This window comes from Bradyrhizobium canariense, assembly GCF_018130465.1.
In the GTDB taxonomy this organism is placed as follows: Bacteria; Pseudomonadota; Alphaproteobacteria; order Rhizobiales; family Xanthobacteraceae; genus Bradyrhizobium; species Bradyrhizobium canariense_C.
The window spans coordinates 34,207-47,720 of sequence record NZ_JAFCKJ010000003.1 but is presented as its reverse complement, the minus strand read 5'-3'; the positions used below and the strand labels follow the sequence as shown (position 1 = coordinate 47,720).

At 64.5% G+C, this 13,514-nt stretch carries 14 protein-coding genes and 1 pseudogene; 9 read left to right on the top strand and 6 right to left on the bottom strand.

The genetic code is table 11. From position 1 onward, the window contains the following. The first annotated feature begins 97 nt into the window (after window positions 1–97). Window positions 98–373: a GNAT family N-acetyltransferase gene (locus tag JQ591_RS09030; protein WP_211395671.1), complete on the top strand. Its 276-nt coding sequence runs from the start codon at window positions 98–100 to the stop codon at window positions 371–373. 53 nt (window positions 374–426) lie between these two features. Here JQ591_RS09030 and JQ591_RS09025 read toward each other — a convergent pair whose 3' ends face one another. Beyond that, window positions 427–810, bottom strand: coding sequence for a DUF3597 domain-containing protein (locus tag JQ591_RS09025; protein WP_211395670.1), 384 nt, complete (start codon window positions 808–810; stop codon window positions 427–429). A 333-nt stretch (window positions 811–1,143) separates the two neighbouring features. Between JQ591_RS09025 and JQ591_RS09020 the strand changes: the two genes are divergently transcribed. Next, the gene (locus JQ591_RS09020; RefSeq protein WP_211395669.1) at window positions 1,144–2,052 is read left to right on the top strand and encodes a DUF2189 domain-containing protein; all 909 of its coding nucleotides are present in this window, start codon (window positions 1,144–1,146) and stop codon (window positions 2,050–2,052) included. Window positions 2,053–2,182: 130 nt separating this feature from the next. Beyond that, window positions 2,183–3,007, top strand: coding sequence for a lytic murein transglycosylase (locus tag JQ591_RS09015; protein WP_211395668.1), 825 nt, complete (start codon window positions 2,183–2,185; stop codon window positions 3,005–3,007). A 72-nt stretch (window positions 3,008–3,079) separates the two neighbouring features. On the opposite strand, the gene JQ591_RS09010 is transcribed toward JQ591_RS09015, so the two are convergent. Next, entirely contained in the window at window positions 3,080–3,406 is a 327-nt protein-coding gene (locus JQ591_RS09010; RefSeq protein WP_211396409.1) for a hypothetical protein, read from the bottom strand. A gap of 636 nt (window positions 3,407–4,042) precedes the next feature. Between JQ591_RS09010 and JQ591_RS09005 the strand changes: the two genes are divergently transcribed. The 5 genes and pseudogenes from JQ591_RS09005 to JQ591_RS08985 all read left to right on the top strand — a co-directional run bounded on the left by JQ591_RS09005 (window position 4,043) and on the right by JQ591_RS08985 (window position 8,704). Next, window positions 4,043–4,195 (top strand): DUF1127 domain-containing protein, encoded by a 153-nt coding sequence (locus JQ591_RS09005; protein ID WP_007590701.1) that lies wholly within the window; start codon window positions 4,043–4,045, stop codon window positions 4,193–4,195. Between the two features lie 126 nt (window positions 4,196–4,321). Continuing rightward, window positions 4,322–5,677 (top strand): annotated as a pseudogene (trmFO, locus tag JQ591_RS09000) (methylenetetrahydrofolate--tRNA-(uracil(54)-C(5))-methyltransferase (FADH(2)-oxidizing) TrmFO); the annotation flags it as partial. 12 nt (window positions 5,678–5,689) lie between these two features. Then, window positions 5,690–6,784 carry a serine/threonine protein kinase gene (locus JQ591_RS08995; RefSeq protein WP_211396408.1) on the top strand — a complete coding sequence of 365 codons (1,095 nt, stop codon included), beginning with the start codon at window positions 5,690–5,692 and terminating at the stop codon, window positions 6,782–6,784. 84 nt (window positions 6,785–6,868) lie between these two features. Continuing rightward, window positions 6,869–7,447 carry a CAP domain-containing protein gene (locus tag JQ591_RS08990; protein WP_211395667.1) on the top strand — a complete coding sequence of 193 codons (579 nt, stop codon included), beginning with the start codon at window positions 6,869–6,871 and terminating at the stop codon, window positions 7,445–7,447. Between the two features lie 78 nt (window positions 7,448–7,525). After that, complete coding sequence (locus tag JQ591_RS08985) at window positions 7,526–8,704, top strand: aminotransferase class V-fold PLP-dependent enzyme (protein ID WP_211395666.1); 1,179 nt, start codon at window positions 7,526–7,528, stop codon at window positions 8,702–8,704. A gap of 69 nt (window positions 8,705–8,773) precedes the next feature. Here the strand turns inward: JQ591_RS08985 and JQ591_RS08980 are convergent, their stop codons facing one another. Beyond that, window positions 8,774–9,235, bottom strand: coding sequence for a cupin domain-containing protein (locus JQ591_RS08980; protein ID WP_211395665.1), 462 nt, complete (start codon window positions 9,233–9,235; stop codon window positions 8,774–8,776). 124 nt (window positions 9,236–9,359) lie between these two features. Here JQ591_RS08980 and JQ591_RS08975 point away from each other — a divergent pair, with 124 nt between their 5' ends. Further along, a complete protein-coding gene (locus tag JQ591_RS08975) occupies window positions 9,360–10,913 on the top strand; it encodes a winged helix-turn-helix domain-containing tetratricopeptide repeat protein (protein ID WP_211395664.1) in 1,554 nt (517 codons plus the stop codon). A 12-nt stretch (window positions 10,914–10,925) separates the two neighbouring features. Here the strand turns inward: JQ591_RS08975 and JQ591_RS08970 are convergent, their stop codons facing one another. The 3 genes from JQ591_RS08970 to JQ591_RS08960 are packed head-to-tail and all read right to left on the bottom strand — an operon-like array spanning window position 10,926 to window position 13,471. Further along, window positions 10,926–12,170 (bottom strand): threonine ammonia-lyase, encoded by a 1,245-nt coding sequence (locus tag JQ591_RS08970; protein ID WP_211395663.1) that lies wholly within the window; start codon window positions 12,168–12,170, stop codon window positions 10,926–10,928. 45 nt (window positions 12,171–12,215) lie between these two features. Next, window positions 12,216–13,079 (bottom strand): phytoene/squalene synthase family protein, encoded by an 864-nt coding sequence (locus JQ591_RS08965; RefSeq protein WP_211395662.1) that lies wholly within the window; start codon window positions 13,077–13,079, stop codon window positions 12,216–12,218. Window positions 13,080–13,087: 8 nt separating this feature from the next. Beyond that, complete coding sequence (locus JQ591_RS08960) at window positions 13,088–13,471, bottom strand: Mth938-like domain-containing protein (RefSeq protein ID WP_211395661.1); 384 nt, start codon at window positions 13,469–13,471, stop codon at window positions 13,088–13,090. Window positions 13,472–13,514 lie beyond the last annotated feature (43 nt).

The following is a 13,514-nucleotide window of genomic DNA, read 5'->3' as shown; positions in this document are numbered from 1 at the left end:
ATATCTCCCCTGCGGTAGCCTTCTTTGGTCGCGGCTTGGCAAAGGCGGGGTTAGGCGCCTAGTTCAGAGAACAGGCAGCACTTCGGAAGGACCCGGCATGGCGCCATCGGTACGGGACAACAAGGACGGAAGCCGCTTCGAGCTCGATGTCGGCGGCGAAATCGCCTTCGCCAATTACCGGCTGACGCCGTCGGCGGTGATCATCACCCACACCGAGACGCCGCGCCCGCTGCGCGGCCGCGGCATCGGCTCCGAGCTGGTCAAGGGCGCGCTGGAATTGATCCGCCGCGACGGCAGGAAGGTGATCGCCGGTTGCGGCTTCGTCGTCGACTATCTCGACAAGCATCCGGAGGATGCGGATCTCGTCGCCTGAATGCAAAAGGGCCCGCGCGATCGCGGGCCCTTGGGTTACGACCGAGCGATCGGTCAGTGCTTGATCTCCGGCGGCAGCTTGCCGCCATTGGCGGCGAGCTTGGACATCACCTGCTTGTGCAGCCAGACGTTCATGCTCGCGGAATCGTTGGTGTCGCCGCTGTAGCCAAGCTCCTTGGCGAGGTCCTTGCGCGCAGCGAGGCTGGAATCGATGTCGAGCGCCTTCATGAGGTCGACGATCGAGGTGCGCCATTCCAGCTTCTCGCCCTTGTGCGCGGCGACCGCAGCGTCGACGATCGAAGCAACGTCCACCGCTGGCGCCGATCCGCTCGGCGCGGCCCCTGCGGGCGCGCTGCCCGACGGTGCGCTGCCTGCGGGCGCGGCGGAAGCTGGCTGGCTACCGAAGATCGCGCCCATAATTTTCCCGAAAATGCTCATGTCTGCTCCCCGAAAAGGACCCGTGGAAGGGCCTTGAGTGGCACTTATAGACCAAGTTGCGTCGTTGCGCCCGCGAAGTTCCGCGAACCAACACGCAGCATCAGCTTATCTGCGGCGAAATGACGGCCGAATGACATCGGTGAGGTTGCATTGCGGCATCGAATCTCACCCAAGCGTGAGGGACAGGACTCGCAAATGGGCGTACGCTTGATGTTCAGTTCGCGATGCCATCCAGAATTCGCGTCTGGTCGGGATCGCGAAACTCAGAAATAGCGGCCGCTCGCGCCGTTTGCTGGCGCCGGATTCGGCTGCATGGCAAGGGAGCTAGCGATCATGGCCACACTCTACCAGGGCAATGTCCCCACCATGGCCCAGACCGCCGAAGCGGCTGGACCGGTGATCCGAACCATCCAACTCTCCGATCTGCACGATGCGCTCAAGCGCGGCTGGGAAGATTTCAAGGCGGTTCCGAGCCACGCCATCATCCTCTGCGTGATCTATCCTGTGCTGGGCCTCGTGCTCGCCCGCGTGGTGATGGGCTATTCAGTGCTGCCGCTGTTGTTTCCGCTGGCCGCGGGCTTCGCGCTGATCGGCCCATTCGCCGCTCTCGGTCTCTACGAGCTCTCCAGCCGGCGCGAGCGCTACGAAGAGGCCAGCGCCTGGGACGCCATGGAAGTGCTGCGTTCGCCCTCCTTCGGCGCCATGCTCGGTCTCGGCGCGCTGCTGCTGGCCCTGTTCGTGACCTGGGTTGCGACCGCGCAGGCGATCTACGTCGCGGCGTTCGGCTATGAGGGCGCGTCCGGGATCTCGGATTTTCTGACGCGCGTTCTCACGAGCCGGCAAGGCTGGTGGCTGATCGTGGTCGGCTGCGGCACCGGCTTCCTGTTCGCCCTTGCCGCGCTCTGCATCAGTGCCGTGTCGTTCCCGCTGATGCTCGACCGCCATGCCGGCTCGTTCGAGGCAATGGTGACGTCGCTGCGCGTCGTCGCGAAAAACCCGGTGCCGATGGCGGCCTGGGGCCTGATCGTGGCCGTCCTGCTGGCGCTGGGCACGATTCCGGCCTTCCTCGGCCTTGCCGTGGTGATCCCCCTGCTCGGCCACGCCACCTGGCATCTCTACCGCAAGGTGATCGTGTCGGATCCGGCCACGCGTCCGGCGCCGCCTCCGCCGCATCGTCCACGCAAGCCGGCCGCCGACTTCCCCGCCAACCTCTTCCCCTGGCGCAATCGGACCGACGCCTGACGATATCGTGACATGCGATCCTGCCCCGGTCCGGGCAGGATCGCGCACTGTTAAACGCCTTGCTTTGGCCGCGGTTACCATCGAGATTGCGCCCGCCGGTCAGATCACTTCACGGAATTTATTTGCTCGAATGACCCCGACGATTTCTCGTCTCGCCCTCGCAGCCTTAGCCATCACCGCGTCCATCCTCTCCGCTCAGCCAGCGTTCGCTGCTGTTGCCTGCGGCTCGGGCAATTTCGACGCGTGGCTTGCAGACTTCAAAACCGACGCCGCGGCCAAAGGCGTCTCGCAACAGGCCATTTCCGCCGGGCTCGCCGGTGTGACGCTCGATCAGAGCGTGCTCAACCGCGACCGCTCGCAGAAGGTCTTCACCCAGACCTTCGAGGAGTTTTCCGGCCGCATGGTGCCGCCGCGCATGACGCGCGGCTCCAACATGATGAAGCAATACGGCTCGGTGCTGTCGCGCATTGAGCAGACTTACGGCGTGCCTGGCGAGGTGCTGGTCGCAATCTGGGGTCTCGAGACCGATTTCGGCGTCAACACCGGCAAGTTTGCGACCATCCGCTCGCTGGCGACGCTGGCGTATGACTGCCGCCGCGCCGAGCAGTTTCGCGCCGAGCTGCTGGACGCGCTGCGCATCGTCCAGCGCGGCGACCTCGCACCGGCCGACATGAAGGGCGCCTGGGCCGGCGAGCTCGGCCAGACCCAGTTCATGCCGTCGTCCTGGATGAAATATGCCGTCGATTTCGACGGCAATGGCAAGCGCGATCTCCTGCACAACGCCCCCGACGTGCTCGCCTCCACCGCGAACTATCTTGCCGGTTACGGCTGGCAGCGCGGCAAGGACTGGCAGCCCGGCAGTCCGAATTTTACCGTGCTCCAGCAGTGGAATAAGAGCGAGGTCTACTCCAGGACCGTCGCCCATTTCGCGACCCAGCTCGCGCACGCCCCATAGATGCTTGCTGGACAAAACGCGTAGGGCCGATCGCCCGGCGACCGGCCCTCCCCTGGTGCGTTCCTGAAGCTCCTATTTGCCCATGGTGGCGTGCATCGCCTTGTTCAGATGCGCGCCGCACGCACCCATTTTGCCGTTGAGCAGCGAGTCCTGCGCGGCCGCGATCTCCTTCTGCGCGACGAACTTGCCGTCACCATCGGCCATGTTCTCGATCGCGGTCTCGGTCTTCTCCAGATTGGCCGAGCTGCAGCCGCCGGCGGCGTGCTTGGCGGCCTGGGCCGGCGCGACGGCGAATGCGACGGCGGCAATTGCGATAACCCCGAGTAACTTCGTCATGACGTTACCTTCCTTCTCTTGTTCTTGAGCCAGAGCCAGCGACATTGCCGGAATCTGCGAGATGACTTTCCTCCGGGCGCGGCAACTTGACGCAATGAATTTCCCGCGAGAATTGCGTGATGTTGCGCGCCACGCAGTGCCGCATGCGAAATTTCTGATTTTCATTACACGCTTGTAATGAACTCTACACGTTCGGCGTGTGTGCGCTGCGCCAGCGCGACGGTTGGGCAGACGTGGCGGGATGAATCGGTCCCTTGCTGCCCTTCGTCACATCGATCCGCCGCAGTCGGGCGAATCGCTGACCCCGCCATCGCAAATGCGTCCGTTCGCGCGACTAAAAATGATTTTATATTCATTTCTAAGCCTCCGCCATCATGCGATTCACGCATGCGAGACTTGGGTATAGGCGCTGATCAATCGCCTTGCGAACAACCGGAACGCAACTTATTTCGTCTTCGAATGGAACCGGCCAATCCGCTTTAAACCCGTGAATTCACGGACATTTATAGCATCCTCTTCGCTATTTCGCCTACCCTTTGGGCGGAAGTGCTCTCGGGTTAATCGTCCGTTACCAATGCTATGCACCCATCGCTTAGCTGCATCGCAACATCGGAACTTTCGCACTGCACCACTCTCACCTATATTCATTCCAACGATCCGGCCCGGGCAAGGGCTGAATCGAACTACAGGAGACTACCAATGCTGCTCTCGCTCATCCGCATGATCCAGGCTTTCCGGGACTATCAGCGCAATGTTGCCGAGCTGTCCCAGCTCAGCGATCGCGAACTGGCCGATATCGGCCTCGATCGCTCGGACATCCCGCGCGTTGCCGCCGGTCAGTATCAGGGCTGATATCGTTCAGCCCTTAACCGGACGAACCGATAGCGCCCGCCTCGTGCGGGCGTTGTCGTATCTGAAGGCAGAAAACTCGATCTCGGCGATTCCACTGATCGCCGAAAAGCGCTACCTGTCCGCCCCATGACAGGACCCCTATCCAATACCGTGCACGTCATCGGCGCAGGCCTTGCCGGCTCCGAAGCCGCCTGGCAGGTGGCCAAATCCGGCGTGCCCGTAGTGCTGCACGAGATGCGGCCGACCCGCATGACCGAGGCACACCGCACCGACGGGCTTGCCGAGCTCGTCTGCTCCAATTCGTTCCGCTCGGACGATGCCGCCAACAACGCCGTCGGCCTGCTGCATGCCGAGATGCGCCGCCTCGATTCGCTGATCATGCGCGCAGCCGACGCCAACCAGGTGCCCGCCGGCGGCGCGCTGGCGGTCGACCGCGACGGCTTCTCAGCAGCCGTCACCAAGGCGCTGAACGACCATCCCCTGATCGAGATCGCCCGCGACGAGGTTGCAGGCCTGCCACCGGCCGAGTGGAGCAACGTCATCGTTGCGACCGGCCCCCTCACCTCGGCGCCGCTGGCCGACGCGATCCGCGAACTGACCGACGAGAACGCGCTCGCCTTCTTCGACGCGATCGCGCCGATCGTGCACCGCGAATCCATCGACATGTCGGTGGCCTGGTTCCAGTCGCGCTACGACAAGGTCGGCCCTGGCGGCACCGGCGCCGACTACATCAACTGCCCGATGACCAAGGAGCAGTATGACGGGTTCGTCGCCGCGCTGGTCGCCGGCGAGAAGACCGAGTTCAAGGAATGGGAGAGCAACACGCCCTATTTCGACGGCTGCCTGCCGATCGAGGTCATGGCGGAACGCGGCCCCGAGACTTTGCGCCACGGGCCGATGAAGCCGGTCGGCCTCACCAATCCGCACGATCCCACGACCAAGGCCTACGCGATCGTGCAGCTGCGCCAGGACAACAAGCTCGGCACGCTCTACAACATCGTCGGCTTCCAGACGAAGCTGAAATACGGCGAGCAGCAGCGCATCTTCCGCACCATTCCGGGGCTGGAGAAGGCCGAATTCGCTCGCCTCGGCGGCCTGCATCGCAACACCTTTCTCAACTCGCCAAAGCTGCTCGACGGCCAGTTGCGCCTGCGTGCGCAGCCACGGCTGCGTTTTGCCGGCCAGATGACGGGCTGCGAGGGCTATGTTGAATCCGCCAGCATCGGCCTGATCGCCGGCCTCTATGCGGCAGCGGACGTGCGCGGCGAGACGCTTGCGAGTCCGCCGGGCACCACCGCGCTCGGATCCCTGCTCGGCCACATCACCGGCGGCCATATCGAGACCATCGAGCCCGGCACCCGCTCGTTCCAGCCGATGAACATCAATTTCGGCCTGTTCCCGCCGCTTGCCAGCGCACCGACGAAGAAGCCCGACGGAAGCCGGCTGCGCGGGAACGAGAAGACGGTGGCCAAGAAGCAGGCGCGTGAGTTTTCGATGAACCTTCCCAAAGACGACGCCGCAACACTGTCGGCGCGCTGGACCGAGGGCGTGCTGCTCAAGCGCGACGTGTTCTCGACCGTCGAGCGCGGCCGTTTCCGTGGCGATAACGGCGAAGTCGACGCGGTGCTGCGCCGCCTCGACGAGGTGCCGTGGTGGTCATTTGCTTTGGCGCGCCATCTGTTCGCCCGCGAAAAGCATGCGCTGGTGCTCGCCAAGGGGCTGAACGTCGGCCCCGAGCTGCTGTGGGCCGGACGCCGCGCGCTGGTGCGCGGCTTCGTCGATGGTGTCGCGCTGCATCTGGCCAAACCGCATGGCGACCTCGCCTATTTTCACTCGGCCAAGGCTGCGCTGCGCCGGCTGCGCCGCGCCGGCATCTGCCACAACGACCTTGCCAAGGAACAGAACTGGCTGGTCGGCCGCGACGGGCGCGCTTATGTGACCGACTTTCAGCTCGCGGCCTGCTTCGACCGTCGCGGCCGGCTTTACCGCATCCTGGCCTATGAAGATCTCCGGCATCTGCTCAAGCACAAGCGCTCCTACGCGCCTGAGGCGCTGACGCCGCGCGAGCGCAAGATCCTGGCGAAGAAGTCGTTTGCCGCCAGCCTGTGGCTCGCCACCGGCAAGAAGGTCTATCGGGCAATCACGCGCGGCCTGTTCAACTTCACCGACCGAGAAGGCGGCGGCCGCCGGCTTGTCAACGACGCGCCGGTGCTGGCGGAACTGATCCGCAAGAACCCCGCGGTGCGCGACACCGCCATCGTCGCCTTTGCCGACCGCCGCTCCGGTGTAGGGCTCTATGCCTTCGTCGAAGCCGATCAGCCCGCGCTCGAAGGCCAATTGCGGAACGAGCTCACCGCCGCCAAGGGGCCGAAGCCCCCGGAACACATCCAGGTCGTGCACGCGCTGCCACGCAATCCGGACGGCAAGCCGCGCACGGAGATCCTGCAATTGGTCGCCATGAACCAGCTCGACCTGATCGAGCCGATGATGAAGAACGACCAGGACCGCGCCTTCCTCAAGGACATCCTGGAGCAGCGCAAGAACCTGCGCGACCGCTTCAATTTCGAGGCCGACCTGCCGGCGGGCTAGCGTGGATCACGCCTTGAAGCGTCCACATTGGCGATAGAGAAGCGATCCGATCATTCGGGCTTGGCGGGGGGACTTGGCGGGAACATGGGCACTCGGGGGACGATGATTCATCGTGTGGTTGGCGGCCTGATCGCCGTCCTTCTGCTGATAGCCGCTGCGCCCGCATTGGCCGAGTCCCCGGCCGAGCTGATCTCGAGCTTCCGGCTCAAGCATGGCGAGGTCCGCGTCATCCGCGATTCGACCCTCGACCGCATCGCCATGGACCAGGCGCGCGCGATGGCGACGAAGGACGACCTCAGTCACGACGCCCTCGGCCCGTTCAACCGCCGCGTTGCGCCAGCCGGCGCAGGCCGCGCCGCCGAGAACATCGCCTACGGCTACGACAATTTCGAGAAGACCCTCGGCCAGTGGATCGACTCGTCCGGGCACCGCAAGAACCTGCTGCTGCACAACGCTTCCCGCGTCGGGATCGCGAGCGCGAAAAACGCCAGCGGCAAACGCACCTATTGGGCGATGGTGATCGCCGGCGACTACGAGCCGAAGGGCAAAGGCAAAGGCAAGAAAGACGGGGAGCCTCTGGTTGCCGTGAAGCGCGAGGCCGCGCCCGCGAGCAAGCCGAAATCCAGCGGCTGCCACATCAAGCTGCTCGGCCTCTGCATCTGAGACCAAGCCCGGCCATCTTGCCCGCATCCCTCGACGCGTTTAATCCATGCACGAGGATCGCGAGACGCGGAGGCATGGATGATGCACATCGACCGAATTCGTCGCGACACTCCAGCCACCTCCCGGCTTGCGTACCTGCACAACGCGGGCGCGGCGCTGATGCCGGCGCCGGTTGTTGCGGCGATGAAGGAACACATCGATCTGGAGAGCGAGATCGGAGGCTATGCCGCCGCCGACCGTGAGGCGCCCCGGCTTGAATCCGTCTACGGCTCCGTGGCGCGCCTGCTGAATGCCGCGCCCGATGAGATCGCCCTCATGGAGAATGCGACGGTTGCCTGGCAGATGGCGTTCTACGCGCTTCCATTTCGTCAGGGTGACCGGATCCTGACCGCCGAGGCGGAGTACGCTGCCAACTATGTCGCCTTTCTTCAGGTTGCCAAGCGAACAGGCGTCGCGATCGACATCGTGCCGAGCGATGCCAGCGGCGAGCTCGACGTTGGCGCGCTCGAACGCATGATCGATGAGCGCGTGAAACTGGTTGCGATCACTTGGGTTCCGACCAATGGCGGACTGGTCAATCCCGCTGCGGCCGTCGGCAAGATCGCGCGAGCGCGAGGCATTCCTTATCTGCTCGACGCCTGCCAGGCGGTCGGACAAATGGCGGTCGACGTCGAGGCGATTGGCTGTGACATGTTGTCGGCGACCGGTCGCAAATTCCTCCGCGGCCCGCGCGGCACCGGCTTTCTCTACGTCCGCCGCGCGATGCTGCAGCGGCTCGAACCGCCAATGATCGACCACTTCGCCGCACCCTGGGTCTCCCGGGACGCTTATCGGCTGCGTGACGATGCGCGCCGTTTCGAGACCTGGGAGAACAACTACGCAGCCCGGCTTGGGCTGGGCGCGGCGGTCGATTATGCCCTCGATATCGGGATAGCCCCCATCGAGCAGCGTTGCCGCATGCTGGCGGACCGCCTCCGGGGCGGCCTTGCGTCCATTCGCGGCATCAGAATTCGCGACCTCGGACGCGCTCCGGGAGCCATCGTCAGCTTCACGGTGGAAGGGTACGAGGCGGAAGCGGTCGTCAGCGGCGCGGCCGCGGCCGGCATCACGATCGGTGGCTCAGATCCGTCGAGCACGCGCATCGATGCCGAAATTCGCTCGCTGCCGCCGGTGGTGCGCGCCTCCCCGCATTACTACAATACGGAAGCCGAGATCGATCGGCTGATCGCCCACCTGGAAGCTTTGACGCCGCGATAGCAAGGCGCAAGAACCTGCTCGACCGAATCGAGTTCGAAGCCTATCCGCCGTCGCCCCAGCACATGGCCTTCAACCTTTCGTTGTCAGCGCCGACAGCTGGTCGGTGTCGAAACGGGCGCGCAATTCACTGATGGCTTTCGCGTCCGGGGCTCCGCTTGCGGTCAGCTTGGCCAATTCTTCGAAGTAGCGTTCGTGTCCCGGTGGAGAGACCGTCATGAGCACGCGCGCTGGCTTCTCGCTGACGTTGGTGATGTTGTGCGGGACGCCGGGGGGAATGAAGAGATAGGTCCCCGGTGCCGCTCGGACGACTTCGTCACCGACATGCCATTCGCACTCGCCCTCCAGCATGTAGAAGGTCTCTTCCTGCACGCGATGAACGTGCCGGCCTGTGGCGAACCCTGCCGGTATCGTCCAGTCGAACATGCTGGTGTGCTTTGTATCTTCGCCGGTTACCAGGAAGGCCATCGGTTGATCGCGCAGCATGATTCCCTTGGTCTCGCCGGACCTGCGGATGAGCGGTTTGGCGTTCATGTGACCCTCCATGGCGGTGCGGCTCTGCTGAAAACCACGCCATGGTGATCCAGCGGCTCCTGAAAGTGGTGAAGCCGTTCGGAAAACATTGCAAAAAACCTCCGAAATGTGCCCTTCTTTGGCAATGGCCATGATCCTTGAATTTGGTCCATTCCGTCTCGACGCCGATGCAGGAATCCTTTTCCACGGTGCCGAGCCGATCCCCCTCGGCCAGCGAGCCGTCCTGCTCTTGGCCCTGCTCGTGCAACGGGCCGGCGCGCCGGTGTCCAAGGAAGCCTTGATCGAGGCGGCGTGGCCTGCCCAGGCAATCGAGGACAGTAATTTGACCGTCCAAATCGCTGCTGTGCGGCGCATTTTGGCGGATATCTCTGGAGAGGCCCGCTGGATCGAGACCCTGCCGCGGCGTGGCTATCGCTATGTGGGTCCCTCCGTTACGACGCCCCATCGGGATCACGCATCCGCCGCCTCCGCAGCGCCATCGCTGATGTTGCCTGACAGGCCGTCAATCGCGGTCTTGCCCTTCGCGAACCTGAGCGGTGATGCAGAGCAAGACTACTTTGCCGAAGGGATGGTCGACGACATCATCACCGGACTGTCGCGCATCAACTGGCTGTTCGTAATCGCGCGGAATTCGACGTTCATTTACAAGGGCCGTGCGGTGGACTTGAAACAGGTCGGCCGCGAGCTTGGCGTCCGGTATGTGCTGGAAGGCAGCGTCCGGAAGACCGGCACAACGGTCCGCATCACGGGTCAGTTGATCGATACGTCGACCGGCGGGCACGTGTGGGCCGAGCGCTACGACCGCGGGTCCGAGGACGTTTTCGCCCTCCAGGATGACATCGCCCTATCGGTCGTCGGCGCCATTGCGCCGAGCCTGCGGCGCGCCGAATTCAACAGGGTCAAGCGCCAACGGCCCGACAGCCTCGATGCCTATGATCTTGTCCTGCGGGCCCAGCCGGATGTCGATTCCGGAATGCCAGAGCAGGTCACGCAAGCCCTTGTGCTGCTCGCACGTTCGATCGCGCTTGAGCCCACTTATGCGCTAGCGCACGGCAATGCCGCAATGTGCCACCATTGCCTGTTCCTTCGAGCCGGTTTGCAGGAGGTCAATCGGGCCGCGTCGATCCATCATGCACGGTCGGCTCTGATCCACGGACAGGATGACGCGCTTGCTCTCACCCTTGCGGCTTTTTCGATCGGCATGGATGGGCACGATCGTTCCGCAGCATTCACTGCACTCGACGCCGCACTCGCCATCAGCCCATCATCGGCGCTGACCTACATCCTCGGCAGCGTCATGCTCGGTTGGAGCGGCGAAGCCGACCGCGCCATCGAGTGGAGCGAAAGGGGCGTGCGGCTCAGTCCGTTCGATCCCTGGGCCTTTGCTGCGTTCGACGCGCAGGCCATGGGTCACTTCCACCGCGGTCGATATGAAGAAGCCTGCCGTGCGGCCTACCGGTCGGTTCAGGCCAATCCTCGACACAGCATTACCTACGTGCAACTGGCCGCGGCGCTCGCAAAGCTCGGGCGTCTGGAAGAAGCGAGGGCGGCGGCCGCCCGGGTGCTCGAGTTGCACCCGACGTTTCGCTACAGCCGGCAGTTCTCAGGCGTTAACTGTTCCCCGTCGCTTGCGTCGTCCCTTGGCGAGGCGCTTCGTGCCGCCGGCCTGCCGGAATAACGGTCGCGCCAATCAGGTACAGCGCGCACTCAATCCGGATGCGCCAAGCTTCGCCATGACCTCGTCGAGATGGGCGCTGTCGCGGGTCTCGATCACCAGTTGCAGCAGCGTCGCCTTGGCCGGAAGATCCGAGAACGTGCGCTGGTGCGAGACCTCGATGATGTTGGCGCCGGCCTCGGCCAGCAGTGCCGCGACCGCAGCCAGTTGGCCGGGCCTGTCGGGGATGTCGAGCGACAGCTGGGTCAGCCGCCCCTCGCGCGCCAACTCGCGGGTCAGGACCGATGCGATCAGCCGTGTGTCGATATTGCCGCCGCTCAGCACCAACCCGACCTTCTGGCCGGCGAAACGAGACGGGTCGGACATCAGCGCGGCGAGACCGGCGGCGCCGGCGCCCTCGACGACCGTCTTCTCGATCGAGATCAGGGTCGCGACCGCGCGCTCGAGCTCGGCTTCGTTCACCAGCGCGATGTCGTCGACGAGGCGGCGGACGATTTCGGTCGTGATCTTGCCGGGCGATTTCACCGCGATGCCTTCGGCGAGCGTGTCGCCGCGCGCCGGCAGATTGCCGCCGTGGATGGCGTTGTACATCGAGGGATAGAGCCAGGCCTCGACGCCCACGATTCGCAGTGACGGATTGATCGATTTCGCGGCGACGGCGATCCCACTGATCAGGCCACCGCCGCCGATCGGGACGACCAGTGTATCGAGCTCCGGCACGGCCTTGAGTATTTCCAGCCCGACGGTGCCCTGCCCCGCGATGACAAGCGGATCGTCATAGGGATGGACGAAGATCATGCCGCGGGCTTCGCCGTGGCTGCGCGCATACGCGGCCGCCTCCTCCAGCGTGGCGCCCGTCACCACCACCTCGGCACCGTGATGCCTGGTGTTCTCGACCTTCACCATGGGCGTGCCGACCGGCATGACGATGGTTGCGGGAATGCCGAGCCGCTTGGCGTGATAGGCGACGCCCTGCGCATGGTTACCCGCCGACATCGCGACAACGCCCCGCGCGCGCTCCTCCGGCGTGAGCGCAGTGAGGCGGTTGAGCGCGCCGCGCTCCTTGAACGAGGAGGTGAACTGGAGGTTCTCGAACTTCAGCCAGATGTCGCAGCCGCAGATATTGCTCAGCGTGCGACTATAGCTACAGGGCGTCTCCACGACGGCGCCGCGGATGGTCTCGGCGGCGGCATGGATGTCGCTCAGCGAGACCGGAAGGGCGCTGAGATCAGAGGAGGTGCTTTGGGACAACTCGGCCATGGGACAGCATAGAGCATTTGGCAGTTTGAGGCGATAAGCCAACCGCTATTTGGTAAACTCCCGGGAACGCGAGGCTCGCCACAGCGTCCACAGCGTGCGCAGCCGCGACGACTGTTGCGGCGTAAACGGATTGCGCCCGGGCTGCGACAGGCGCTTGAGGTCGGCCCGCACCTGGCTCAGAGGCAGAAACGCCGGCCGTGCCGACACCGGCACCTCGGCCAACAGCGACAAGGCCGTGGTCAAATGCTGCCCGGCCTCGCCCGCGAGTTGGTCCAGCACGGCGCACAAATTCGGCGTCTCCTTGCCGGCGAACACATCCTCCATGTTGCAATTATGGCTCGCCAGAACCTGCTGCGGCAGGAACAATTGCCGGTGGGCCGCATCACGCGGCAAGTTCGCGATGACCTGCGCGATGCCCTGAGCCAACCCGGCATGCCGCGCGAGATGCTCGGCCGGATCCAAAGGTGACGCCATGATCCGCGCCGCGAGGGCGAACAACGCCGAGCACGTCGCGGCGAGATAGCCTTCGAGAGCCGTCATGGTCGGCATTGGATCATTGTAGAGATCGAACTGATGCTCGTCGGCGAGCAGCGACAGCGGCTCGACCGGCAGGTCGAAATCACGGATTGCGCGGAGCAGCTCCGCTGCCACCGGATTGCCCTCGGCGCTGCCATGGACCTGCCCCGACAGCATGTCGGTCCACCATTGCAGCCGGATTTCACCGGGCAAGGGCTGGCTCACCTGGTCGCGGACGCGGACGATCTCGACATTGAAGGCATAGAGCGCCAGCAGCGCGCGGCGCTCGGCAGCGGGCGCGAACAGGGTCGCGGCATAGCGCGGGAAATCGTGACTGCGCACGAGGTCAGCGCAGAACGCGGCAGAATCCGGCGGCGGCGCGGAGCCACTCATGGCACGACTCATGGCACGGCGATCAGCGCGGCCGCGACGCGCCGCCGTTCGCCGATCATGATGTTGTAGGTGCGCACGGCGGGACCAGTCTGCATCGTGTCCAGAACCACCCTCGCCGCTTTGAGCACCTGGCGCAGTTCCGGCGGCGGCAGCCAGACCTCGGTTCCAGTGCCGATCAGGAGCGTGTCGATGCTGTTGGCGGACTTGAAGACCCGATCCAGCGAATAGCGGTCGATTTTGGCTGGGTCCGTCACGTCCCAGGCCCAGATCGCGTCGGGCAGGCAAAGCAGCGATCCCCGATGCGACATGCCGGCAAAGGCAAAGCCGCCCTTGCCATAAGCTTCGATCGGCGCCGAGCGGGGGAAATGCGGTGCGTTGGGATCGCCGGCCATGAGCTTCGTCCGAATGGGCTACTGCCCTCGCAAACTCATGCGA